Annotated in this window: 26 protein-coding genes; 6 read left to right on the top strand and 20 right to left on the bottom strand. The window is 65.4% G+C overall.

The window, feature by feature from the left end; all coding sequences use genetic code 11:
- Positions 1-39 precede the first annotated feature (39 nt).
- Positions 40-981, bottom strand: coding sequence for a zinc-ribbon domain-containing protein (locus ACQY5B_RS18110; RefSeq protein ID WP_420328112.1), 942 nt, complete (start codon positions 979-981; stop codon positions 40-42).
- A gap of 171 nt (positions 982-1152) precedes the next feature.
- Here ACQY5B_RS18110 and ACQY5B_RS18105 point away from each other — a divergent pair, with 171 nt between their 5' ends.
- From ACQY5B_RS18105 to ACQY5B_RS18085, 5 genes are all read left to right on the top strand, one after another.
- Complete coding sequence (locus ACQY5B_RS18105; protein WP_420328616.1) at positions 1153-1830, top strand: cell division ATP-binding protein FtsE; 678 nt, start codon at positions 1153-1155, stop codon at positions 1828-1830.
- Entirely contained in the window at positions 1827-2729 is a 903-nt protein-coding gene (locus ACQY5B_RS18100) for a cell division protein FtsX (RefSeq protein ID WP_420328113.1), read from the top strand. The genes ACQY5B_RS18105 and ACQY5B_RS18100 overlap by 4 nt, the downstream gene beginning before the upstream one ends.
- Positions 2729-3460 carry a lysophospholipid acyltransferase family protein gene (locus tag ACQY5B_RS18095; protein ID WP_305968789.1) on the top strand — a complete coding sequence of 244 codons (732 nt, stop codon included), beginning with the start codon at positions 2729-2731 and terminating at the stop codon, positions 3458-3460. The genes ACQY5B_RS18100 and ACQY5B_RS18095 overlap by 1 nt, the downstream gene beginning before the upstream one ends.
- Positions 3438-4043: a pyridoxamine 5'-phosphate oxidase family protein gene (locus tag ACQY5B_RS18090; RefSeq protein ID WP_420328114.1), complete on the top strand. Its 606-nt coding sequence runs from the start codon at positions 3438-3440 to the stop codon at positions 4041-4043. The genes ACQY5B_RS18095 and ACQY5B_RS18090 overlap by 23 nt, the downstream gene beginning before the upstream one ends.
- A gap of 110 nt (positions 4044-4153) precedes the next feature.
- Positions 4154-4864, top strand: a complete 711-nt coding sequence (locus tag ACQY5B_RS18085; protein ID WP_420328116.1) for an intradiol ring-cleavage dioxygenase — start codon at positions 4154-4156, stop codon at positions 4862-4864.
- Between the two features lie 40 nt (positions 4865-4904).
- Here ACQY5B_RS18085 and ACQY5B_RS18080 read toward each other — a convergent pair whose 3' ends face one another.
- The 18 genes from ACQY5B_RS18080 to mdh form a co-directional block, all read right to left on the bottom strand.
- A complete protein-coding gene (locus ACQY5B_RS18080; protein ID WP_420328118.1) occupies positions 4905-5246 on the bottom strand; it encodes a hypothetical protein in 342 nt (113 codons plus the stop codon).
- Positions 5236-5481 carry a hypothetical protein gene (locus ACQY5B_RS18075; protein ID WP_420328120.1) on the bottom strand — a complete coding sequence of 82 codons (246 nt, stop codon included), beginning with the start codon at positions 5479-5481 and terminating at the stop codon, positions 5236-5238. Before ACQY5B_RS18075 ends, ACQY5B_RS18080 begins: the two co-directional genes overlap by 11 nt.
- 11 nt (positions 5482-5492) lie before the next feature.
- On the bottom strand, positions 5493-5708 hold the full coding sequence (locus ACQY5B_RS18070) for a RebB family R body protein (RefSeq protein ID WP_420328121.1): 216 nt from the start codon (positions 5706-5708) through the stop codon (positions 5493-5495).
- 2 nt (positions 5709-5710) lie between these two features.
- Complete coding sequence (locus ACQY5B_RS18065; RefSeq protein WP_305968795.1) at positions 5711-6007, bottom strand: RebB family R body protein; 297 nt, start codon at positions 6005-6007, stop codon at positions 5711-5713.
- Positions 6008-6021: 14 nt separating this feature from the next.
- Positions 6022-6198 carry a hypothetical protein gene (locus ACQY5B_RS18060; RefSeq protein WP_420328123.1) on the bottom strand — a complete coding sequence of 59 codons (177 nt, stop codon included), beginning with the start codon at positions 6196-6198 and terminating at the stop codon, positions 6022-6024.
- A 166-nt stretch (positions 6199-6364) separates the two neighbouring features.
- Positions 6365-7759, bottom strand: coding sequence for a dihydrolipoyl dehydrogenase (gene lpdA / locus ACQY5B_RS18055; protein WP_420328124.1), 1395 nt, complete (start codon positions 7757-7759; stop codon positions 6365-6367).
- Between the two features lie 115 nt (positions 7760-7874).
- Entirely contained in the window at positions 7875-8285 is a 411-nt protein-coding gene (locus ACQY5B_RS18050) for an MAPEG family protein (RefSeq protein WP_420328125.1), read from the bottom strand.
- 55 nt (positions 8286-8340) lie between these two features.
- The gene (locus ACQY5B_RS18045) at positions 8341-9303 is read right to left on the bottom strand and encodes a glycosyltransferase family 2 protein (protein WP_420328127.1); all 963 of its coding nucleotides are present in this window, start codon (positions 9301-9303) and stop codon (positions 8341-8343) included.
- Positions 9300-9821, bottom strand: coding sequence for a hypothetical protein (locus ACQY5B_RS18040; protein ID WP_420328128.1), 522 nt, complete (start codon positions 9819-9821; stop codon positions 9300-9302). The genes ACQY5B_RS18045 and ACQY5B_RS18040 overlap by 4 nt, the downstream gene beginning before the upstream one ends.
- A 64-nt stretch (positions 9822-9885) precedes the next feature.
- The gene (odhB, locus tag ACQY5B_RS18035; RefSeq protein WP_305968801.1) at positions 9886-11418 is read right to left on the bottom strand and encodes a 2-oxoglutarate dehydrogenase complex dihydrolipoyllysine-residue succinyltransferase; all 1533 of its coding nucleotides are present in this window, start codon (positions 11416-11418) and stop codon (positions 9886-9888) included.
- A 4-nt stretch (positions 11419-11422) separates the two neighbouring features.
- Complete coding sequence (locus tag ACQY5B_RS18030; RefSeq protein ID WP_420328130.1) at positions 11423-14395, bottom strand: 2-oxoglutarate dehydrogenase E1 component; 2973 nt, start codon at positions 14393-14395, stop codon at positions 11423-11425.
- Positions 14392-14595, bottom strand: coding sequence for a hypothetical protein (locus ACQY5B_RS18025; protein WP_420328132.1), 204 nt, complete (start codon positions 14593-14595; stop codon positions 14392-14394). Before ACQY5B_RS18025 ends, ACQY5B_RS18030 begins: the two co-directional genes overlap by 4 nt.
- On the bottom strand, positions 14592-15236 hold the full coding sequence (locus tag ACQY5B_RS18020) for a hypothetical protein (RefSeq protein WP_420328134.1): 645 nt from the start codon (positions 15234-15236) through the stop codon (positions 14592-14594). The genes ACQY5B_RS18025 and ACQY5B_RS18020 overlap by 4 nt, the downstream gene beginning before the upstream one ends.
- A gap of 117 nt (positions 15237-15353) precedes the next feature.
- Positions 15354-16235 carry a succinate--CoA ligase subunit alpha gene (sucD, locus tag ACQY5B_RS18015; RefSeq protein WP_420328136.1) on the bottom strand — a complete coding sequence of 294 codons (882 nt, stop codon included), beginning with the start codon at positions 16233-16235 and terminating at the stop codon, positions 15354-15356.
- An 89-nt stretch (positions 16236-16324) separates the two neighbouring features.
- The gene (locus tag ACQY5B_RS18010; RefSeq protein WP_420328137.1) at positions 16325-17467 is read right to left on the bottom strand and encodes a hypothetical protein; all 1143 of its coding nucleotides are present in this window, start codon (positions 17465-17467) and stop codon (positions 16325-16327) included.
- Positions 17468-17511: 44 nt separating this feature from the next.
- Positions 17512-18384: a hypothetical protein gene (locus ACQY5B_RS18005; protein ID WP_420328138.1), complete on the bottom strand. Its 873-nt coding sequence runs from the start codon at positions 18382-18384 to the stop codon at positions 17512-17514.
- A gap of 121 nt (positions 18385-18505) precedes the next feature.
- Positions 18506-19699, bottom strand: a complete 1194-nt coding sequence (gene sucC / locus ACQY5B_RS18000; protein WP_305968808.1) for an ADP-forming succinate--CoA ligase subunit beta — start codon at positions 19697-19699, stop codon at positions 18506-18508.
- Positions 19700-20021: 322 nt separating this feature from the next.
- Positions 20022-20984 (bottom strand): malate dehydrogenase, encoded by a 963-nt coding sequence (mdh, locus tag ACQY5B_RS17995; RefSeq protein ID WP_305968809.1) that lies wholly within the window; start codon positions 20982-20984, stop codon positions 20022-20024.
- A gap of 159 nt (positions 20985-21143) precedes the next feature.
- On the opposite strand from mdh, the gene ACQY5B_RS17990 reads away from it, so the two are divergent.
- The gene (locus ACQY5B_RS17990; RefSeq protein WP_420328139.1) at positions 21144-21899 is read left to right on the top strand and encodes a sulfite exporter TauE/SafE family protein; all 756 of its coding nucleotides are present in this window, start codon (positions 21144-21146) and stop codon (positions 21897-21899) included.
- 47 nt (positions 21900-21946) lie between these two features.
- Here ACQY5B_RS17990 and ACQY5B_RS17985 read toward each other — a convergent pair whose 3' ends face one another.
- Positions 21947-22240: a hypothetical protein gene (locus ACQY5B_RS17985; RefSeq protein ID WP_305968920.1), complete on the bottom strand. Its 294-nt coding sequence runs from the start codon at positions 22238-22240 to the stop codon at positions 21947-21949.
- Position 22241 lies beyond the last annotated feature (1 nt).

The following is a 22241-nucleotide window of genomic DNA, read 5'->3' as shown; positions in this document are numbered from 1 at the left end:
CGTCGGACCCGTCACTGTTCAGGCTTACAGGGATCTGAGTCAGTTGCCCGCGGGGGGATCGGCGGGGGCGGCTGCCTCGGAACTCATCTGGTCAAGCTGCCGCATCAGGGCTGTGACCCGGTTATCCAGCCAGGTCCGGCCTGCGTTGACCGTTTCGACGTAGCTTTGCAGGAAGGGGGCGATCTGCGGGAACTGCGCCGAGAGGCGCGGGGTGGCAACGTAAAGCCCCAGGCCAAGCGCGGCCACCATCACCACGACCATGAACCCACGTGCAAACGGGCTGCCGGTCTCGCGCGGCGAGGTCTGTGACGGGCGACCAGCGTCGCGGTCGACCACGCGCGGTTCCGAGGCCGAGCGCAGGGTCTGGTTGATCTCTTCGACATCCGGCAGCATGTCGCGCCGCGACGCGGCCGCCGCAGCCGCTGCAGCGGCGTGCAATTCGGTATCGTCCTTTTCCGGTTCCGGCTCTGGTTCCGGATCGGGATGTCTTGGCGGCTCTGCAACGTCTTCGCCCTTGAGCCGGGCCATGCGCTCGCGGCTTTCGCGGGTGCGCCGGGACTGTTCGGATTCCGCCGGCGGTTCCAATCCGAGGTCGGGCTGGGTTTCCAACCCGTCCGCGGCGCGCTGTCGCGCCTCGAATTCGCGTTCCTCGCGGAACAGCTCGGCCATTTCCGGGTCGATGCTGCTGCGCGGCGGGATCTCTGCCGGAATCGGTCCGCCGTCCGTGTCCTCGTCCGTGCCTTCGTCGGGGTCTGGGTCCGGCTCGAGGTCCGGGGCAAGTTCGGCCTGAGGCGTCGGCTCCGGCACCGGTTCCGGCGTGGGCCTGGGCGCTGGCTCGGGCCGCGCGGCGGCAGCCTGTGTCACCCGCTTCTGGAACCAGGTGTGCCCGCAGTTCGAACACTGCACGTCGCGGCCCGCCTCTGGGATGACCTCGAGGGGTACGTCGTATTGAGCGCCGCAATTTGGGCAAACCAGCCGCATTCCGCCTTGTCCCTGTCTTTTCCGTCCCTTGCGGGGCATTAACGCCCCGCGTGAACCTTAAGCTGCCCGTATCGGCGGGAAAAGTCCAATTCTGCGCAGCTTGCGTTGCAACGGCCCGATGGCTCGGGCAAAACTGCCGGCGAAACTGACAAGGCAGAGGCAGAACCGCCCGTGATCGAGCTGGACAACGTGGCCTATTCCTACAGCGGCGCGGCGATCCTCTCCGGGGTCAGCCTGCAGCTTGCTCCGGGATCGTTCCATTTTCTGACCGGGCCGTCCGGCTCGGGCAAGACCACCTTCCTGAAACTCTGCTACGGTGCCCTGCGCCCGACAGAGGGGCAGGTCTCGATCTTTGGCGAGGACCTGGCCGCGATGGACCGGGACGCGGTGGCGATGGCCCGCCGCCGGATCGGCGTCGTGCATCAGGATTGCCAGTTCCTGGACCATCTGCCGGTGGCCGAGAACGTGGCCCTGCCGCTGACGGTCTCGGGGCAGGCCTCGCCCGATCAGGCCGACAACCTGCGCGAGCTGATGACATGGGTCGGCCTGACCGAGAAATTCGAGGCCCTGCCGCCGGAATTGTCGGGGGGGGAACGCCAGCGCGCTGCCCTGGCGAGGGCACTGATCCTGTCGCCGGATGTGATCCTGGCCGATGAACCCACCGGCAACGTCGACTGGGAAATGTCCCAGCGCCTGCTGCGCCTGCTGGTCGAACTCAACCGGATGGGCAAGACCGTGATGATCGCCACCCATGACCTGATGTTGATCCGCGCGGCCAAGAGCGTTGTGAACGCGCGCAATCTGCGCATCGCTGGCGGCACCCTGCAGGCCGCGGGGGCGGACCTATGACCGTGCTGGACCGGATCAAGACCCTGGTCGCCCGGGACGCGGGCGCCGACCGGGTGGTGCCCCCCGCGGGCTTTACCGTGCGGCTGACCCTGTTCACCGCCGCGGCGATGGCCTTTCTGACGGTGTTTGCGCTGGCGCTGTCGCTGGCGGCGGGACGTCTTGCCACCAGTTGGGGCGAGGATTTGGCCCGTGCCTCGACCATTCGCATCTCGGCGCCCGAAGGGCAGCTTGCAGCGCAGACCGCCGCCGTGTTGCGCGTGTTGGACCAAACGCCCGGTGTCGCCTCGGCCCGCGCCATGACTGCCGAAGAACAGCGCGCCCTGCTGGAACCCTGGTTCGGTCCCGACCTCCCGATCGAGAGCCTGCCCATGCCGCAACTTGTCGAACTGCAGGAAACGGGTGACGGCTACGATGCCGATGGCCTGCGCCTTCGTCTGCAGGCCGAGGCGCCGGGTGCGGTGCTGGACGAACACAGCCGCTGGAGGCGCCCGCTGGTCGCGGCCGCCGGACGGCTGCGCCTGCTGGGCTGGACGGCGATCCTGCTGATCGGGGCGGCCACCGGGGCCATGGTGACCCTCGCCGCCCATGCCGCGTTGGCGGCAAATGCGCAGGTCATCGCGGTTCTGCGGCTGGTCGGGGCCACCGACGGCTACATCGCGGGGGCCTTCGTGCGTCGCTTTGCCCTGCGCACGCTTGTCGGGGCGGCGGCGGGCACCGCGATCGGCTTGTTGGCGCTGCTGGTCGTGCCGGCGGGCGGGGACACGGGCGGCATCCTGACGGGGCTGCGTTTTGCCGGGCTGCAATGGCTCTGGCCGCTGCTTGTCCCGCCTTTGGCCGCCGTGGTGGCCTTTTTTGCAACCGAACTGGCCGCGCGCCGTGTTCTGGGAGAGCTGGCCTGATGCGCTGGGTGATGTCGTTCCTTTTCGTGATCCAGATGTACGCCATGATGGCGATCATGGGGATCGTCTTTCTGCCGCTCGCCTTGGCTTCGCGCGGTGGCGCGCGCTTTGCCTGCCGGACCTACTGTCGGTGGGTCCGCCTGACGGCAAGGATCATGGTGGGGCTGCGCACCGAGGTGCGCGGCGAGGTTCCGCAGGGCGAGGTGCTGATCGCCTCCAAGCACCAGAGCTTCCTGGACATCATCCTGATCTTCGGCGCTGTGCCCGCGGGCAAGTTCATCATGAAGCGCGAGCTGATGTGGGCGCCGGTGATCGGCCAGTACGCCCTGCGCATCGGCTGTGTCCCGGTCGAGCGCGGCAAGCGCGGACAGGCCATCGCGCGCATGGTCAAGGATGTGGCGCGCGGTGCCGCCGTTCCCGGCCAACTCATCATCTACCCGCAGGGAACCCGCATCGCGCCGGGCGTCAAGGCGCCCTACAAGGTCGGCACGGCGATCCTCTACGAACAGACAGGCCAGCCCTGCGTGCCTGCGGCAACGAATGTCGGCCTGTTCTGGCCGCGCAAGGGCATCTATCGCAAGCCGGGGCTGGCGGTGGTGGAATTCCTGCCGGTGATCCAGCCGGGACTGGAAAAATACGCCTTCCTGGAAAGGTTGGAGAAAGAGGTGGAAACCGCCTCCAACGCGCTGATGAAGGAGGCGGGCTTCGATGCGGAAAATCACGACGCTTGAGGATCTGCACGCCCGGTATGGCGCGCCCGTGCCCGCCGCGCTGTCCAAGGTGGTGCCGCGCCTGACCCCGCTCTATCGCCGCTGGATCGAGGGCGCGCGCTTTGCCATCCTGTCGACCGCCGGGCCGGAGGGTGTTCATGGCTCGCCGCGCGGCGACGACGGCCCCGTCGTGCGGGTCGCAGACGAGACCACCCTGATGATGCCGGACTGGTGGGGGAACAACCGGCTCGATTGCCTGCGCGACATCGTGCAGGACGGGCGCGCGGCGCTGCTGTTCCTGGTGCCGGGGACGAATACCACCGTGCGGGTCAACGGGCGGGCGTATCTGACCGATGACGAGGACCTGCGCCGCAGCTTTGCCAAGGGCGACCGCCTGCCCGCCACGGTGATCGTGATGGAGGTGGCAGAAGTCTATACCCAATGCGCCAAGGCTCTGATGCGCTCTGGCCTCTGGACCAGCGGCGATATGACGGCGGGCCTGCCGACCACCGGAGAGATCCTGGCCGACATGTCGGACGGCGAGCATGGCGGCAGCGACTATGACCGGACCTACCCGGACTACGCCAAGCCGCGGATGTGGTGACGCCGCGCGCCGCTTGGTGCGCCGTTGCACAGGCGGTGTTCACCAGCACTATGAGCGAAACCGTGTCCTGATCCGTTTCACCCTGTGAACGGGATCGAAAGGACATCCGCATGAGCACACCTTCAACGACGCGCCGCGCCCTTCTGGCCGGATTTGCCGCCTCACCCATCGCCGTGGCCGGGGTGGGCGCCTTTCCCCGCGCGGCGCGTGCCCAGGCCCAGGCGGCGGGGCTGATCACGCCCAATGTCTGCATGGTGCTTCCGGAGACGACCGAGGGCCCCTACTACTTTGATCCCGAGCTTGTACGTCGCGACATAACCGAGGGGCGCCAAGGCGAAGCGATGCGCCTGCAGTTGCAGGTGGTTGATGCGGATTGCCAGCCGATCGAGGGCGCGCGCGTCGACATCTGGCATTGCGATGCGCGGGGCATCTACTCGGGCTATCGGAACAGGGGCACCGATGTCGATGCACGGGGAGAGACGTTCCTGCGCGGCACCCAATCCACCGACCCGCGTGGCGTGGCGACATTCGATACGATCTATCCCGGCTGGTACCCGGGCCGCACGACGCATATCCACTACAAGGTCTTCCTGGACGAACGCAGCGTTCTGACCAGCCAGATCTTCTTTCCCGATGCGCTGAGCGAATACCTGTTCCAGGCGGTTCCCCCCTACAACGAGCGCGAGGACCCGCGCGACACCAAGAACCGGGACGACTGGATCGCGCGACGCGCGGGCGAGGGCGCCTTTGCCGCGATCCGCGAACAGGTGTCGGGATATGACGCGGCGCTGGTTGTCGGGATCGACCCGGGCAAGGCGTGACCGGATCAACCCTCACAGGGGGGCAGTATCGTGCATGGGTTCAGGCCAGGGCCTTTTCGGCCTCGGCCAGCATCGAGCGCGCGCGGTCCACGGCCGAACTGGCCGCGTCCATAATGGCCTGGCCCGCTTCCACGTTGCCCTCTGCCTGTTTCGATACCGCCAGCGAGAAGGCCGCCTCGCTCAGGACCTGCATCCGGCGCAGGTGCGCGACGGCGTCCTGCAGCGCCATGTTGAGCGCCAGGGCGCGGGCCTCTTCCTCGGCGCTCTTGGCCAGGGCCGTCGCCTCGGCCGGGGCCAACTGGCGCAACTTGGAAACGGTGTCTGCTATCTGGCTGTTGACCTCGGTCCCGCCGGGGGCAGCCGCGCCGGACTCAGACCCCATGAGAAACCTCCGATCCCGAATGCTGCCCCATGCGTTTCAGCGCAGCGGCCAGAGCCGCGTCGGCAAGGACTTGCGTCGCCTCCTGCTGCGCGGCGGCGGCCTGCGTGCTGCTGGCCAGGGCGGCCACGAACCCCTGCGCCATGAGCGCCTGCGCCACGGAGCCTGCCGTGCCCAGCGTCATCAGCGCGGTCTGGCTGACAGTATCGGTGACCTGGCTGTTTGCCATGTTCGCCATGGTGATCCCCCCTACGGTGTCAGTCCGGCAGTGGCCCGTACGACGACGGCCTGCCGCAAGAGCGTCATGTTGGACGATCCGCTCTGGAGCGCCATCGCTCGCAGTCCCGCCGCGTTGGACGATGCCTGGAAACTGGCGGCGACGGCCTGTGCCGCTGCCTGTCCCAGGACCGACAGGTTGCTCTGACTGACGGCATCCGTGATCTGGGGATTCGCGGTTTCGGTCATGGTCATGCGCCTCCCGTGGCTGGTGTGGCACTCGGCGGTTCCGCCGTTTCGACGCTGTTCCGCAGGCTGTTGGTATTGTCCTTCAGGCTGTAAATCTGCATCACGCCCTGGTTCGTGGCGGCTTGGGCCAGGATCTGGGCCTGTTGCTGTGCGTTCACGGCGTTCTCGAACAGGATGCCCGTGCTGTGCGACATCGCCTGGTACAGCGACCCGAGGGCCATCGCAGGCGCTTCGCTGACAACCTTGACATTGGATTGCGTCACCGCGTCGGTCACTTGCGGATTGACGGTTTCGACCATGATGGCATTCCTTTTCAATCTTGTCCTGGGGCCAGGATCTTCGCGATGGCCGCTGCGGTTTCCTGCAGTTGCGCCTGTTGATGCACCTGTTGGGCCTCGACCGCCTCGAACATCATCCGAGAGATGTTTTCGGCGGTACGCAAACCGGCAAGGGCCACGGCCTCTGCAGAGTTGTGATCGTTTTCGGACATTTGCTTCCCCTGCGTCAGTTGACGTTAAGGGGGAGTAGAGTTTCTGAAAAGGATTATCTGGGTTGTATACCGCAGAGATACGGTCGGAACAAAAAAGACCCGCGGCCAGAGGGGGCACGGGTCCGAAGCAGGGACGCCGCCGGGGCGTCCCTTGGTGTTGAGACGTTCACATGTGGATCGGACCGTCGCCACAGGCCAGCGCCGCTTCGCGCACCGCCTCCGAGAAGGTCGGGTGCGCATGGCAGGTCAGCGCGACGTCCTCGGCCGAGGCGCCGAACTCCATCGCCACGCAGATCTCGTGGATCAGGTCACCCGCGCTCGGTCCGATGATGTGGCAGCCCAGCACGCGGTCGGTTTCCTTGTCCGCCAACAGCTTCACGAACCCGTCGCCCTGGAACACGGCCTTGGCCCGTCCATTGCCCATGAAGGAGAACTTGCCGACCTTGTAGGCGCGGCCCTCGTCCTTCAGCTCCTGCTCGGTCTTGCCGACCGAGGCCACCTCGGGTGCGGTATAGATCACGCCCGGGATCACGCCATAATTGACGTGGCCGTGCTTGCCCGCGATCACCTCGGCGCAGGCCATGCCTTCGTCCTCGGCCTTGTGTGCCAGCATCGGGCCGTCGATCACGTCGCCGATGGCATAGACGCCCGCCACGTTTGTGCGCCACTGCTTGTCGGTCTTGATCTGGCCGCGCTCGCTCATCTCGACGCCCAGCTTGTCCAGTCCCAGCCCTTCGGTGAAGGGGCGCCGCCCGGTTGCGCACAGCACCACGTCGGCGTCCACGGTTTCCTCGCTGTCGTCCTTGCGCAGCTTGTAGGTCACCTTGGCCTTGGTCTTGGTCGCCTCGACCTTTTGCACCGCAGCGCCCATGACAAAGCTCATCCCCTGCTTTTCGAGGATCTTCTTGAACTGGCGCTGGACCTCGGTATCCATGCCGGGCGTGATGGCGTCGAGGAACTCGATCACCTGCACCTCGGTGCCCAGACGGGCATAGACCGAGCCCATCTCCAGCCCAATGACACCGGCCCCGATGACGATCATCTTTTTCGGCACCTTGCCCAGCTCCAGCCCGCCGGTCGAGGTCACGACAATCTTTTCGTCGACGGTCACATCGGCGCCCGGCACGGGCGAGGCCTCGGAGCCGGAGGCGATGATGATGTTTTTGGCCTCGTGAACTTCGTCACCGACCTTGACCTTGCCCGCCTCGGGGATCGAGCCCCAGCCCTTGAGCCAGTCGATCTTGTTCTTCTTGAACAGGAATTCGATGCCCTTGGTGTTCTGGCCGATGACGTCGTCCTTGTAGGCCAGCATCTGTTTCCAGTCGACCGAGGGCGCCTTGCCCTTGAGGCCCATCTTGGCAAAGTTGTGCTCTGCTTCGTGCAGCTGGTGGCTGGCGTGCAAGAGCGCCTTGGAGGGGATGCAGCCCACGTTCAGGCAGGTGCCGCCCAGGGTCTCGCGCCCCTCGACGCAGGCGGTCTTCAACCCCAGTTGCGCGCAGCGGATCGCGGCGACGTAGCCGCCGGGGCCCGCGCCGATCACGATGACGTCGTATTGTGCCATGTCTTTTTCCTTTCGTTGTCTACCGGGGAAAGGGGGGCTGCCCCACCTGCTTGCGGCAGGTTCCCCGGGGGTATTTGCTGCCCGAAGCCGGGCAGGGGTGTGCGGGTTGGATCGGTCATATCAGGGCGTTCAGCAACATCAGGACCGTGGCGCCGAAGCCTGCCAGCCAGATCAGCGATCGCCAGGGCGCCCAGCCGTAGTAGTAGGCCGGGACATAGAGAATGCGTGCGAGCAGGTAGATACCGGAAAGCGCCGCCGTGATCCCGTTGCCCTGATCCGACCAGGTCGTGACGAAGACCGCGATGGAGAACAGGATCAGCCCCTCGAAATGGTTGTCGAGCGCGCGTTTCAGCCGGGCGGTCTTGACCGACAGCTGGTCCTCCAGAGATCCGCCCAGCCGGTCGCGATCACGAGGACTCGTGGTCTTGCCCATGCCCAGTTCGCGGTTGGCGGGCACGGACATCAGTACATACTGCACCACTTGCAACAGCGCGGCGAGGGTGAGAGCGGTGAGTTCGGGGGTCATCGCCTCCCCCCGTCCCGGCCGTGTCCCGGGACCTCTGACAGGCGGGGCGTTTCGATCATGCCGATGCCTTTCTGCGCGTCCAGGCCACGCGGTTCTCCGGGGTCAGCAACCGGGCGCGGGTGTCCCGGAACCACGCGTGGCAGGCGGCCTCGGCCTTTGCAATGGCCGGATCACGTCGCCAATCGGCCAGGGTTGCGCGCAGGGCCGGAGCGCGGTCGGCAAGGCGTCGTTCCTCGACCTCGTTTCGGTTGGCGGCACGATGCCACGCGCTGTTCAGGTGGTATTTGCCGGCACCTTGCTTGCCCTGGCCGTCGCCGCGATCGTTCTTCATCAGGAAACAGTCCTCGGACCGGATTGCGTAGTGAAACAATTGCGCGCTCCTTGCGCGAGCGGCGATGTAATGCGGGCGGAACCGGGCGCTTTTCGCATTGTAGAGCGTGCGATTGTCCAGCAATTCCCCATCGGGCGTCATCACCACGGGATCCGGCACCTGCGGGTCCAGCGGGTTGTGATCAGTGGCGCGGGCAAAGCTGGCCAGTTTGAACAGGCACTTTGTCTTGGTCTCGCGCGGGACGGGGCGCGGCTCGGCCATCGTGTTGCTCTCGGTCACCAGATCACCGGGCGTCCAGTCCGTCACGCCGCTGTCGCCAAAGGCGCGCCAGGGGATTGCGACGCAATCCGCCCGTGCGGTGCGGGCCAGCAGATCGGCCAGCGTGCCATCCAGCAGGGCGAGGAATTCGTCGCTGTCGATGTGCAAAACATGGGTGATGCCGTGATCGCGCGCACGCGCCAGGACCAGGTCCATGCCGCTGTCCTGCGGCGAGGCCCCTGCGGGCACCTCTTGCGCGATATGCATGACAAGCCCCTTGGCCGCCAGCGCATCCAGCAGCGCGTCCGAACCATCGGTGCAATTGTTCGTCACCACGATCACCCGGTCAAAGCCAAGCGCCCGGTGATGCGCCAGCCATTCCAGCACGAAGATGCCTTCGTTGCGCATGCAGACGGCGAGGGCGATCATTGCTCAGCCTCGAATTCGTCCATGAGCCGCGTGATTTCGGCCATATCGGCGGCCTCCAGAACTGTCTGGTCGGTGTCGTCGCGCAGCTCCTTCAGCAGGTGCCATTCCTCTTCGGTTCTCAGATGGCCGCGCGCAATCGCTTGGGTCGCCAGATCGCGCAGCAGCCCACTCTCGGCCATCAGGTCAAAGCCGAGCGTCGTCCGAAAATGCGCCAGAAACCCCTGTACGGCCTCGGTGAGGTCGGCGTTTCCTTGTTGCAAGTGCCTGCGCAACTCGCTGGCCGTGACAGAATACCAGGATTGAATATCGCGCAGGATAGAGCGGGCTCCGCGCGCATCGCGCGTCTGATCGAAGATAGTGATGAATTCGCTGCCCGGCACCACGATTTCATTCAAGTCCGGCTCTGTGCCGAACGCCTCTCTGTGAATCCGGATGCGCCATTCGCGGTACAGGTCGACACCGCGCGCAAGGCGTATGACGGCCGGGCGCAAGTCCGCTTTGGTGCTGTTCTGAGCCATGGGAATAGGCACTTTGCGACAGGGCGACGCGGTCCCGCAGGGCAGTGCGGGACCGCGGAAAGGATCACAGATCCATCAGCAACCGGCGCGGATCTTCCAACGCCTCTTTCACGCGGACAAGGAAGGTCACCGCGCCCTTGCCGTCGACGATGCGGTGATCGTAGCTCAACGCCAGGTACATCATCGGGCGGATCTTGATCTCGCCGTTGATGACCATCGGGCGATCCTGGATCTTGTGCATGCCGAGAATGCCCGACTGCGGGGGGTTCAGGATCGGCGAGGACATGAGCGAGCCATAGACACCACCGTTCGAGATGGTGAAGGTGCCGCCCTGCATTTCCGCCATCGACAGCTTGCCGTCGCGGGCGCGGCGGCCTTTCTCGCCGATCGCTTTCTCGATCTCGGCAAAGCTCATCTGGTCGGCATCGCGGATGACCGGAACCACGAGGCCCTGCGGCGTGCCCGCGGCGATGCCCATGTGCACGAAGTTCTTGTAGACGATCTCGTTGCCGTCGATCTCTGCGTTGACTTCGGGCACCTCCTTCAGCGCGTGGCAGCAGGCCTTGGTGAAGAACGACATGAAGCCCAGGCGCACGCCGTGCTTTTTCTCGAAGAGGTCCTTGTATTCCTTCCGCAGTGCCATCGTTTCCGTCATGTCCACCTCGTTGTAGGTGGTGAGGATCGCGGCGGTGTTCTGCGCGTCCTTGAGACGGCGGGCGATGGTCTGGCGCAGCCGGGTCATCTTGACCCGTTCCTCGCGGCCCGCGTCCTCGGCCGGAACAGGCGCGCGCGGCGCGGCGGCGGGGGCCGATGCGGCGGGCGCGGCCGAAGCGGCGGCCACGGCGGCGGCAACGTCGGCTTTGGTGGCGCGACCGTCACGGCCGGTGCCCTGCACCTGCTCGCGCTTGATCCCGGCCTCGGCCATGGCCTTTTCGGCGGCGGGGCCGTCCTTGATGTCCTTGCCCGGCCCCGCGTCGCCGGCGGGCGGGGTCTGGTACTGCTTGCCCTGCGCGGCCTCGTCCGGCGCCGGGGCGGCGGCCACGGCAGCCCCGCCCGAGGACAGGACCGCCAGCTTGGCGTCCGCCTGCACGGTGGTGCCTTCCTCGGCGACGATCTCTGTCAGCGTGCCTGCGGCGGGGGCGGGCACCTCGACCGAGACCTTGTCGGTTTCCAACTCGCACAGCATCTCGTCCTGCGCGACCGTGTCGCCGACCTTCTTGAACCAGGTCGAAACGGTCGCCTCGGACACGGATTCGCCCAGCGTCGGCACCATGACGTCGACATTCTCTCCGCCGCCGGTGCTTTCCTTGGCCTCGGCTGCCGGCTCGGGCTTGGCCGCGGGTGCGCTTTCGGCACCTCCAGCCCCTTCCGAGATATTGGCCAGGAGGGCATCGACGCCAACTGTCTCGCCTTCGGCGGCGACAATGTCGCTCAGCGTCCCGGCGACGGGCGAGGGCACCTCGACCGTGACCTTGTCTGTTTCAAGCTCGCAGAGCATTTCGTCCACCGCCACGGCATCGCCGGGCTTCTTGAACCAGGTTGCGACCGTTGCTTCGGTCACCGATTCCCCAAGCGTGGGAACACGCACTTCGGTCATGGTCTTACTTTCCTTCCACTGTCAGCGCTTCGTCAACAAGCGCCTCTTGCTGTGCTTTGTGCTGGCTGGCCAGGCCCGTGGCGGGGCTGGCCGACGTGGCGCGGCCCACGTAGCGCGGGCGCGGATGCGTGGCGCCGATGCGGCCCAGCACCCATTCGATATTGGGTTCGATGAAACTCCAGGCGCCCTGGTTCTTGGGCTCTTCCTGGCACCAGAGTATCTCGGCCCCCTTGAACCGTTCCAGTTCCTTGACCAGCGAAATCGCCGGGAAGGGATAGAACTGTTCGATCCTGAGCAGGTAGATGTCGTCGATGCCGCGCGCGTCGCGTTCCTCGAGCAGGTCGTAGTAGACTTTGCCGGAACACAAAACCACGCGCTTGATCTTGTCGTCCGCCACCAGCTTGGTTTCGCTCTCACCGGATTCCGCACTGTCCCAGAGAACCCGGTGGAACGAGGAATTGGTGGTGAACATGTCGGCGTTCGAAACGCAGAGCTTGTGCCGCAGCAGCGATTTCGGTGTCATCAGGATCAGCGGCTTGCGGAATGTCCGGTGCAGCTGACGGCGCAGGATGTGGAAATAGTTCGCGGGTGTCGAACAGTTCGCCACGATCCAGTTGTCCTGTCCGCACATCTGCAGGAAACGTTCCAGGCGCGCCGAGGAGTGTTCCGGGCCCTGGCCTTCGAAGCCGTGCGGCAGCAGGCAGACAAGGCCCGACATCCGCAGCCATTTCGATTCACCGGAACTGATGAACTGGTCGAACATGATTTGCGCGCCGTTGGCAAAGTCACCGAACTGCGCTTCCCACAGGGTCAGCGCGTTGGGTTCGGCCAGCGAATAGCCGTATTCGAACCCAAGCACCGCGTATTCCGACAGCGCACTGTCGATCACCTCGAACCGGGCCTGCCCTTCGCGGATGTTGTTCAGCGGGTAGTAACGTTCTTCCGTTTCCTGGTTCACGATGCCCGAATGACGCTGCGAGAAGGTACCGCGGGTCGAGTCCTGGCCCGCCAGGCGCACCGGGTAGCCCTCGAGCTGCAGCGAGCCGAAGGCCAGCGCCTCTGCGGTGGCCCAGTCGAACCCTTTGCCGGTCTCGAACATCTTGGCGCGGCTTTCCAGCAGGCGGCCCACCGTGCGGTGCACCGGGAAACCGTCGGGCAGATGGGTCAGGGCCTTGCCGACGTCGGCCAGGTCCTTCTCGGAGATCGAGGTCTGGCCGCGCTGGTACTTGCCCTCTTTCTGCTTGTCGAGGTGGCTCCACCGGCCATCCAGCCAGTCCGCCTTGTTCGGGCGATAGACCTTGCCGGCCTCGAATTCCTCGTTCAGCAGCGCCTGAAAGGCGGCCTTCATGTCCTCGATCTCGCCCTCGGGGATCAGCCCGTCCTTGACCAGCCGTTCGGTATACAGCGTCAGCGTGGTCTTCTGCTTCTTGATCTTGTTGTACATGATCGGGTTGGTGAACATGGGCTCGTCGCCCTCGTTGTGACCGAACCGGCGATAGCAAAAGATGTCGATGACCACGTCCTTGCCGAACTTCTGACGGAACTCGGTCGCGACCTTGGCGGCATGCACCACGGCCTCGGGGTCGTCGCCGTTGACGTGGAAGATCGGCGCCTCGACCACCAGCGCGTTGTCGGTGGGATAGGGCGACGAGCGCGAAAAGTGCGGCGCCGTGGTAAAGCCGATCTGGTTGTTCACGACGATATGGATCGTGCCGCCGGTGCGGTGCCCGCGCAGACCGGACAGCGCGAAACATTCCGCGACGACGCCCTGGCCGGCAAAGGCCGCGTCGCCGTGCAGCAGGATCGGCATGACCTGGATGCGGTCATGGTCGTGGTACTGGTCCTGCTTGGCGCGGACCTTGCCCAGGACAACCGGGTTCACCGCCTCGAGGTGCGAGGGGTTGGCGGTCAGAGACAGGTGGACGGGGTGGCCGTCAAAGGTGCGGTCAGAGGAGGCACCGAGGTGGTATTTCACGTCACCCGATCCATCCACGTCCTCGGGCTTGAAGCTGCCGCCCTGGAATTCGTTGAAGATCGCCTTGTAGGGCTTGTTCATCACGTTGGCGAGCACCGACAGGCGGCCGCGGTGCGGCATCCCGATGACGATTTCCTTGACGCCCAGGTTACCGCCGCGCTTGATGATCTGCTCCATCGCGGGGATCAGGCTTTCGCCACCATCGAGGCCGAACCGCTTGGTGCCCATGTACTTGACGTGCAGGAACTTCTCGAAACCCTCGGCCTCGACCATCTTGTTCAGGATCGCCTTGCGCCCCTCGCGGGTGAACTTGACCTCCTTGCCAAAGCCCTCGATCCGCTCCTTGAGCCAGCTGGCCTGCTCGGGGTCCGAGATGTGCATGTACTGCAGGGCGAAGGTGCCGCAATAGGTGCGCTTGATGATCGACAGGATCTCGCGCAGCGACGCGATCTGCAGGCCCAGAACATTGTCGATGAAGATCGGGCGATCCATGTCGCCCTCGGTGAAGCCATAGGACTTCGGGTCCAGCTCGGGGTGGTTCGAGGTGTCGCGCAGGCCCAGCGGGTCAAGGTCGGCGGCCAGGTGGCCCCGGATCCGGTAGGCGCGGATGATCATCAGGGCGCGAATGCTGTCCAGCACGGCGCGCTGGACCTGGTCGTCGGTGACCTTGACGCCCTGTTCCTCGGCCTTGTCCTTGATCTTCTTGCCGGCGCCCTTGGCCTCGGCGGGAACGGCGGGCATGGGCCATTCGCCGGTCAGTGCCCCGGTCAGATCGTCCTCGGGCGCGGGCGGCCAGTCCGTGCGGGCCCAGCTGGGACCGCTGGCCTCCTTGCGCACGTCCACCTCTGCATCGCCCAACTGGCGAAAGAACTCGGCCCAGGCGTCGTCGACCGCGTTCGGATCGGCGGCATAGCGGGCGTACATCTGTTCGAGGTACTCCGCGTTGTGCCCCTGCATGAAGCTGGAGGCATGGAAGAGGTCATTGGGGCTTTGGTCGGTCATTGAGGCACCTCGTTGGGGTTGGGACCGTATTCGTTGGGACCGGGGTGAATGGACAAGTCTGTAGATCTGGCGGGATCATCCGGGGTCAGGGCGGCGGAGGCCCAACCGGCAAGGCAGAGCGTCAGAAGGGCGGCGCCGGTCAGCAGGTTCACCAGACGCCACATGCGGCCCTGTCCGTCTTGCGGGGGTGTTCCTGTCATCGCAACGTCTCCGCGCGCCAGTCCAGACCCCAGTATGCCACGCCATCGGTCGCCGTGAAGACAAATGCGGCGCGGTGGTAACTCTCGCGGCTTTCGCCAGAGCCGTACCCCGCATCGAACCGCCACACGGTTGTGTCGTCCATCTGCCCTTTCGCAACGAATGGCAGCGCGGCCGCGATCCCTTCGGCGGCGCTGTTGTCATCGGGCAGGACGGCAAGGCAAGTCCGGTCCTTGAACTCGGGGTGCAGCCCGTCAGCGATGAACATCCAACCGCCCGCGCCATCGGTCATCGTGAAAATGCCGTCGCGGGCGATCCTGCCGGCCATGATGTCGCGCTGGAACGCAAGTTCCTCCTGCGTTTCCTCGGGCGGCAGCTGGCCATCGGCCAGGCGACGGGCCACATGCCATTCCGCCAGAATGCGCAGGCCTTCGGCGTCGGTGGTTTCGGTCCAGCCGTCGGGCAGGCCCGTGAAGGGGTTGGCATTTTCTGCACTGGGGGCACCGCAGTAGCGATCGAAAAAGCCCAGCGCCTCGGCGGGTGTCATGGCCGAGACCGGCTCTGCCAACGCGATCAGGGCAAAGGCCACCAGCGCGCTCTGGCAACCTGCCTTTGCCGGCCTTGTTGTGACACTGCGTGCCATCTCGCTCTCCACCGCCCCTGGGCTGATCCGGGGCCTTCTGTTGTGGTGCCCGGTCCGGATTTCTCCGGGCCGGGGCGTTTGTTCAGGTCATTCCGGGCAGGGCGCCCGGCGCCGCGATCAGCCGATTGCTTTCAGCACGGCCTCGCCAAGGGTCGCGGGGCTGTCGGCCACCACGATGCCGGCGGCGTTCATCGCCTCGATCTTGTCGTCGGCCCCGCCCTTGCCGCCGGCGACGATCGCGCCCGCGTGGCCCATGCGGCGTCCCGGAGGCGCCGTGCGGCCGGCGATGAAACCGGCGGTCGGCTTGGAACGGCCCTTCTTGGCCTCGTCCTTGAGGAACTGCGCCGCTTCTTCCTCGGCGGAGCCGCCGATCTCGCCGATCATGATGATAGCCTCGGTCTCGTCATCGGCCAGGAACCACTCCAGCACGTCGATATGCTCGGTGCCCTTGATCGGGTCGCCGCCGATGCCGACGCAGGTCGACTGGCCCAGGCCCACGTCGGTGGTCTGCTTGACCGCCTCGTAGGTCAGCGTGCCCGAGCGCGAGACCACGCCCACCTTGCCGCGCTTGTGGATGTGGCCGGGCATGATGCCGATCTTGCAGGCATCCGGCGTGATGACACCGGGGCAGTTCGGGCCGATCAGCACCGAGTTCGAGGTTTCCAGCGCACGCTTGACCCGCATCATGTCCAGAACCGGGATGCCCTCGGTGATGCAGACGATCAGCTCCATCTCGGCGTCGATCGCCTCGAGGATCGAATCCGCGGCGAAGGGCGGCGGGACATAGATCACCGAGGCATTGGCCTCGGTCACATGCTTGGCCTCGTGGACCGAGTTGAAGACCGGCAGGTCCAGGTGGGTCTGGCCGCCTTTGCCCGGGGTCACGCCGCCGACCATCTTGGTGCCGTAGGCAATCGCCTGCTCGGTGTGGAAGGTGCCTTGCGAGCCAGTAAGGCCCTGGCAGATCACTTTGGTGTTTTCATCGATGAGGACGGCCATGTGCTTTCCTGTCTTTGGGTGATGATCAAGCAGCGCAGCTGCGCGGCGTCGGGTTGGGCCTGCAAGCAGGCGATGAAAGGGGCCACTGGTCAGAAAGTCTCAATGTGATCGACCTCCTGTCTTGCGGCGTCTTCGGTGCGTTTCGCCACCGTCATCTCGTCCCACCAGTCCAGCAGGACCTCGATGGCGACACGGGCGACGGCATCGGCCTCGTCGTCCGCGTCCTGCGCCTGGGGCGCGGGCAATGCACGCTCGGGGAACAGCGTCTCCCGCTCGGGGAAATAGGTTTCCAGGATCGCCTTCTCGTGCGGGGCGTTGCGGCGGCGGATCTCCTGCGCCTGTTCCGGCGTCAGGCGCAGTTTCTCGCGGCCCGCGGCGGCCCCGTCCAGGGCCTGGACCAGGCGCGCGCGAAAGCCGGCGGGCAGGCGATCCTCGAGTTCCGGCAGCAGTCTGTTCATCCGGACAAGAAAGGGCACGGCCTCGGGCCAGTAGGCCTCGTTGCTGCGTTCCGAGATCGACAGGTCGGCCGGGTTCACCCCGAAGAGGCCGAAGAAATCCTGCATCAGGTCGCCGCCCACCAGGGTGCTGCGGTCGAACAGGCGCACATGCAGGCGGTCGCGCCCCACATGGGCCGCCCAGCGGTCCAGCACCGCGCGTGTGTCATAGAGGGCCGGGCTTTGCATGAACTCGTCCAACGTGTGCGACACGCCCCCGCGCAGGGTCTGGGAGTAGCGGCTGAGGATGCGGTCTTCCTGGCGGCGGATGTAGACGAGATAGGTCACCTCGTCGAACCGCGGTTCGATCAGGTCGCGCAGGATGCGGAACTGTTCATCCGTGCGCACGCTCAGCGACAGGTCCTCGCAGGACAACAACACCGTGCCGGGGCCTTGCAGGTTGGCGACCTCGTTGATCGCGTTGTGCAGTCGGGCCGGGAAGCCCTGCACGAAGGCCGCGCGTTTCTCTGGCGTGTCCAGCGGCAGGCGGCGCGCGATATACTGTGGCAGCGTCTCCCCAGAAGCGAGCTGGACGTAGGCCGACAAAGAAATCTGCGCGTAGCGCTCGCCGTAGAGATTGGGAAAGAACAGCCCGCGCGACTTGAGCAGGCCCCAGTTGGCATGCAGCACCGACTGGATCGCGGTCGTGCCCGTCTTGGACAGGCCGATATGCACCACACAGCGCCGCGTCCCGTTGGAACGGGGGGCGAAGGGGCTCTGTGCGGCGGTTTCGGTCATCTTGCTGGCGGGCTCTCGTTCTGTGTCGTGTCTGTGTTGCGTGTCTACTGTGCGGCCCAGGTCCGGAACTCGGCGCGTCGGTCTGCAAAGCAGTGACCTTCGATCCAGGCCATCGTCTCAGCGTTGCGGGCGGCAATGGCGCTGCGGGTCTCCGCGGAAAGGCTGGGCCGTTTGGGAGCACGCGCCAGTGGCATCAGCCCGCGCAGCCCGTCCCGGAAAGAGGTGTTGAGCCGCTTTGCGCGCGTCTCGACCGCGCCTGCCGGGAGGCCCAGAACACGCGCGAAATCCTCGATCAGGCCGTTTCCGCGCAGCCAGTCTTCGCGGAATAGCCGCACGTCCAGCGCCTCGGGGCCCACGGCCTGCTGCCACATGCCCAGAAGCCGGGCAAAGGGCGCCTGGCCGATGCGTTGCGCGAAGTCCGCGAGGGATTCGCCCTGACCGCTTCTGCGCTTGTGGTGGCCGTACAGGCTCACAAGCCAGGGTTCGGGATGGCGGATATAGGCCACGTAGCGGACACGGCTGAAAAGCGAGGACAGCCAGCCGGCCAGGGCCTGCATGGCGGCGGGCGTCATGTTCCGCCCCACCAGCGCCTCGCTCGATCCGACCCAGGTGTCGAAACCGCCGCTGGCCACCCGTGCCTCGAAGTCGCGGCGGAAGGTCTCTGCCACGCGATCTTGGCTTGCACGATCGGTGATGCCCAGAACGTCGTTCATCGGGCGCGCGGGCACGTCTTCGCCGGCCAGCGTACAGGCCAGGACCTGCAACTGCGGATTGGTGCAGACTACGTCGGCGCGCGGGTCCATCCGGCGATACCAGATGCCCTGGTCGGCCAATGCCGAGGCCTGTTCGGCCAGCCATTGCTGCAGGGCGGTCGAGCCGCATTTGTTGAAGCCGATATGAAGGATGGCGTCGGGCATGACGATGTCTGGATAGGCTCTCAGTTCTGGATCGGGCGGGGGCAGCGGGGATCGCGGCGGGCGTCCCGCCACTCTCGCGCAAGGATCCCCCGGTGCCCCGAAAGGCACCGGGGGACGTTGATCAGCCCTTGACCGCTTTTACGATCTTCTCGGCGCCGTCCTTGAGGTCGTCCGCGGCGATCACGTCGAGGCCGGAGTTCGAGATGATCTCCTTGCCCTTCTCGACGTTGGTGCCTTCAAGGCGCACGACCAGCGGAACCTGCAGGCCCACCTCTTTCACTGCGGCGATCACGCCCTCGGCGATGACGTCGCAGCGCATGATGCCGCCGAAGATGTTGACCAGGATGCCCTTCACGTTCGGGTCGCTGGTGATGATCTTGAAGGCCTCGGTCACTTTCTCTTTGGTGGCGCCGCCACCCACGTCGAGGAAGTTGGCCGGTTCCGCACCGTAGAGCTTGATGATGTCCATCGTGGCCATCGCAAGGCCGGCACCGTTGACCATGCAGCCGATCTCGCCGTCCAGCGCGATGTAGTTCAGGTCGTACTTGGAGGCCTCCAGTTCCTTTGGGTCCTCCTCGGTGGTGTCGCGCAGCTCGGCGATGTCGGCGTGGCGGTAGACCGCGTTGCCGTCAAAGCCCATCTTGGCGTCGAGGCATTTCAGATCGCCCGCGTCGGTCACGATCAGCGGGTTGATCTCCAGCATCTCCATGTCCTTCTCGAGAAAAAGCTTGTAGAGCGTGCCCATGAGCGCGACGCACTGCTTCACCTGCTTGCCGGTCAGGCCAAGGTTGAAGGCGATGCGGCGACCGTGAAAGGCTTGGTAGCCGGTGGCCGGGTCGACGCTGAACGACAGGATCTTTTCCGGGGTGCTTTCGGCCACTTCCTCGATGTCCATGCCGCCCTCGGTCGAGGCGACAAAGGACACGCGGCTGGTCTGACGATCGACGAGCAGCGCCAGGTACATCTCGGTCTCGATGCCCGAGCCGTCCTCGATGTAGATGCGGTTGACCTGCTTGCCGGCATCGCCGGTCTGCTTGGTCACCAGGGTACGGCCCAGCATCCGCTTGGCCTCCATCTCGGCCTCTTCCACGGATTTGGCCAGGCGCACGCCGCCTTTCTCGCCGGCGTCGGCTTCCTTGAAGGAGCCCTTGCCGCGGCCGCCCGCGTGGATCTGTGCCTTGACGACCCAGAGCGGACCGTCCAGCGCGCCGGCGGCGGTCTTGGCTTCTTCGGCTTTCAGAACAACGCGGCCGTCCGAGACAGGCGCCCCGTAGCTGCGCAGGAGGGCCTTGGCCTGGTATTCGTGGATGTTCATGGGTCGTCTGTCCCCGTGTTGCTGCGGATTTTCCCTACCTAGGCAGTCTACGGGGGCGGTTAGAACCGAAATTTTCCCACATCGGCGAGATAAGGCCGGTTTTTCCGCATTTGTGATCACAGCCCCGAAAGCTGTGATCACATATTCGCAACCCCTTATCGGACAGGTGATTCGCAGCGAGCGCTACCATGTCGCGTGATGCGGGAAACAATCCATCCGGATAGTTGGCCCCCTGTTGTCCTTGCGTCATCCGGGGGCCTGAACGCAGGAACGCCCGGGCGCGGGCGCCCGGGCGTTCCGAAAGTTCGGTCTTCTGTGCGGGTTACGCCAGCGAGCTGTCGATGCCCTTGCAGGCCTCGACCAGGCCCTGAACCGCCTTGACCGAGGTGTCGAACATTTCCTGCTCTTCCTTGGTCAGCTTGATGTTCACGATCCGCTCGATGCCGCTGGCGCCGATTACCGTGGGCACGCCGACATACATGCCGTTCAGGCCGAATTCGCCATCGCAGTATGCGGCGCAGGGCAGGACGCGCTTCTGGTCCTTGAGATAGGCCTCTGCCATCTCGATGGCCGAAGTGGCCGGCGCGTAAAAGGCCGAGCCGGTTTTCAGCAGGCCGACGATCTCGGCGCCGCCATCACGGGTGCGCTGCACGATGGCGTCGATCTTGTCCTTGGTGGTCCAACCCATGTCGATCAGGTCGGGCAGGGGGATGCCGGCAACGGTCGAGTAGCGGACCGAGGGCACCATCGTGTCGCCGTGACCGCCCAGGACAAAGGCGGTGACATCCTTCATCGAAACGCCGAATTCGAGGCTCAGGAAGTGGCGGAAGCGGGCCGAATCCAGCACGCCGGCCATGCCGCAGACCTTGTTCGCGGGCAGGCCCGAGAACTGCTGCAGGGCCCAGACCATCGCGTCCAGCGGGTTGGTGATGCAGATGACGAAGGCGTTGGGCGCGTGCTCGGCGATGCCCTCGCCGACCGACTTCATGACCTTGAGGTTGATGCCCAGCAGGTCGTCGCGGCTCATGCCCGGCTTGCGCGGCACACCGGCGGTCACGATGCAGACGTCCGCACCGGCAATGTCGGCGTAGTCCTGCGTACCTTTCAGCGCGGCGTCGAAGCCTTCCGAGGGGCCGGACTCGGCGATGTCGAGCGCCTTGCCCTCGGGCGTGCCCTCGGCGATGTCGAACAGGACGACGTCGCCCAGTTCCTTCATTGCTGCGAGGTGGGCAAGCGTGCCACCGATCTGTCCCGCGCCGATCAGGGCAATCTTGGGTCTGGCCATGAATTCATCTCCGCCTTGCGTGAATTTGGCGCTTTGCGTACGCGCAGACGCGCCGCTTCGCAAGGGTGCTGCGTTGCGGCGCTTGGTCCGGAGGCCTTGTAGGTAGCGCTAAAGGCACGATAAGAACCTGTCACCGGGGAAAATTTCGCCGAGGCAAGCATGGAACTCTTCACGCCTTCCGTCTTCGCGGTGGCGATCCCGGCAGTGATCTTCGCAGGCATTTCCAAGGGTGGTTTCGGCTCAGGCGTGGCCTTTGCCAGCGCCTCGATTCTGGCGATCGTGCTGGATCCGGGCGTTGCGCTGGGGCTGATGTTGCCGCTCTTGATGCTGATCGACGTGGCCAGCCTGCCTGCCTACTGGCGCAAGTGGGACTGGGCGTCGGTGCGGGTGCTGCTGATCGGTTCGCTCCCGGGCACGATTCTCGGCGCGCTCTTCTATGCATGGACCGACCCAGATGCGATCCGGTTGCTGATCGGATCGATCGCGCTGCTTTTCGTGGCCTGGCGGATGGCGCAGGCCACGCGTCTGATCCGGTTGGGCGAGACCGAATTCTCTCCCGGGGTGGGACTGGCGTTGGGGGGCTTGCTGGGCTTCACCAGTTTCGTCAGTCACGCGGGCGGGCCGGCGGCCTCGGTCTATCTGCTGGGCCGGAAACTGGGCAAGACGACCTTCCAATCAACGACCGTGCTGATCTTCTGGGCGGTGAACCTGTCGAAATCCGGCATCTATGCCGGCATGGGGATCTTCACCTGGGACATGCTGAAGCTGGACCTGTTCCTGATCCCCTTTGCGCTGCTTGGCACATGGCTGGGGGTCAAGGCGCATCACATGCTGCCCGAACGGCTGTTTTTCGGCATTGCCTACGTCGCATTGACCCTGACGGGCGCAAAACTGGTCTTCGATGCGCTGACCTGAACGGTCATGGAACCGGAACGCCCCGCGGGCCCCCGGTTCCCTTGGCTTCACGCATCGTCCCCCTTGGGCGGCAGGGCCTCGGCCAGTTCCTCGAAGGATTGCCCGCTGGCGACAAGGCAGGTTATTCCGTTGGCCATCGTCACCGTGATCGTCCACGAGCCGGATTCGAGAGAGGCAAAGACCTCCATCACCGCGTTGTTGGCGCCCAACCCCATGCTCTGTCGGGTTTCACCGTATTTCGTGGACAGGCGATCGATCACCTGGTCGCGCGGGGCGCAATGGCGCGGGTTCTGTGCCTCGACATAAGTGGCCGCGCCCAGCACAAGACCTGCCGAGAGCATC

This window comes from Antarctobacter sp. (assembly GCF_965277915.1).
Classification (GTDB): Bacteria; Pseudomonadota; Alphaproteobacteria; order Rhodobacterales; family Rhodobacteraceae; genus Antarctobacter.
Note: the sequence above shows the minus strand (reverse complement) of the source record. Positions and strands in the feature narration are given on the sequence as shown.

Coding starts and splice junctions, on each gene's coding strand:
- ACQY5B_RS17985 (WP_305968920.1), bottom strand. CDS start 22,240: ATGCTCTCGGCAGGTCTTGTGCTGGGCGCGGCCACTTATGTCGAGGCA.
- lpdA (WP_420328124.1), bottom strand. CDS start 7,759: ATGGCACAATACGACGTCATCGTGATCGGCGCGGGCCCCGGCGGCTAC.
- ACQY5B_RS18045 (WP_420328127.1), bottom strand. CDS start 9,303: ATGATCGCCCTCGCCGTCTGCATGCGCAACGAAGGCATCTTCGTGCTG.
- odhB (WP_305968801.1), bottom strand. CDS start 11,418: ATGACCGAAGTGCGTGTTCCCACGCTTGGGGAATCGGTGACCGAAGCA.
- sucD (WP_420328136.1), bottom strand. CDS start 16,235: ATGGCCGTCCTCATCGATGAAAACACCAAAGTGATCTGCCAGGGCCTT.
- ACQY5B_RS18090 (WP_420328114.1), top strand. CDS start 3,438: ATGCGGAAAATCACGACGCTTGAGGATCTGCACGCCCGGTATGGCGCG.
- ACQY5B_RS18060 (WP_420328123.1), bottom strand. CDS start 6,198: ATGTCCGAAAACGATCACAACTCTGCAGAGGCCGTGGCCCTTGCCGGT.
- ACQY5B_RS18075 (WP_420328120.1), bottom strand. CDS start 5,481: ATGGCGAACATGGCAAACAGCCAGGTCACCGATACTGTCAGCCAGACC.
- ACQY5B_RS18085 (WP_420328116.1), top strand. CDS start 4,154: ATGAGCACACCTTCAACGACGCGCCGCGCCCTTCTGGCCGGATTTGCC.
- ACQY5B_RS18110 (WP_420328112.1), bottom strand. CDS start 981: ATGCGGCTGGTTTGCCCAAATTGCGGCGCTCAATACGACGTACCCCTC.
- ACQY5B_RS18020 (WP_420328134.1), bottom strand. CDS start 15,236: ATGGCACGCAGTGTCACAACAAGGCCGGCAAAGGCAGGTTGCCAGAGC.
- ACQY5B_RS18070 (WP_420328121.1), bottom strand. CDS start 5,708: ATGACCGAAACCGCGAATCCCCAGATCACGGATGCCGTCAGTCAGAGC.
- ACQY5B_RS18030 (WP_420328130.1), bottom strand. CDS start 14,395: ATGACCGACCAAAGCCCCAATGACCTCTTCCATGCCTCCAGCTTCATG.
- ACQY5B_RS18050 (WP_420328125.1), bottom strand. CDS start 8,285: ATGACCCCCGAACTCACCGCTCTCACCCTCGCCGCGCTGTTGCAAGTG.
- ACQY5B_RS18100 (WP_420328113.1), top strand. CDS start 1,827: ATGACCGTGCTGGACCGGATCAAGACCCTGGTCGCCCGGGACGCGGGC.
- ACQY5B_RS18025 (WP_420328132.1), bottom strand. CDS start 14,595: ATGACAGGAACACCCCCGCAAGACGGACAGGGCCGCATGTGGCGTCTG.
- ACQY5B_RS18040 (WP_420328128.1), bottom strand. CDS start 9,821: ATGGCTCAGAACAGCACCAAAGCGGACTTGCGCCCGGCCGTCATACGC.
- ACQY5B_RS18080 (WP_420328118.1), bottom strand. CDS start 5,246: ATGGGGTCTGAGTCCGGCGCGGCTGCCCCCGGCGGGACCGAGGTCAAC.
- ACQY5B_RS18005 (WP_420328138.1), bottom strand. CDS start 18,384: ATGCCCGACGCCATCCTTCATATCGGCTTCAACAAATGCGGCTCGACC.
- ACQY5B_RS18010 (WP_420328137.1), bottom strand. CDS start 17,467: ATGACCGAAACCGCCGCACAGAGCCCCTTCGCCCCCCGTTCCAACGGG.
- ACQY5B_RS18065 (WP_305968795.1), bottom strand. CDS start 6,007: ATGGTCGAAACCGTCAATCCGCAAGTGACCGACGCGGTGACGCAATCC.
- ACQY5B_RS17990 (WP_420328139.1), top strand. CDS start 21,144: ATGGAACTCTTCACGCCTTCCGTCTTCGCGGTGGCGATCCCGGCAGTG.
- sucC (WP_305968808.1), bottom strand. CDS start 19,699: ATGAACATCCACGAATACCAGGCCAAGGCCCTCCTGCGCAGCTACGGG.
- ACQY5B_RS18095 (WP_305968789.1), top strand. CDS start 2,729: ATGCGCTGGGTGATGTCGTTCCTTTTCGTGATCCAGATGTACGCCATG.
- mdh (WP_305968809.1), bottom strand. CDS start 20,984: ATGGCCAGACCCAAGATTGCCCTGATCGGCGCGGGACAGATCGGTGGC.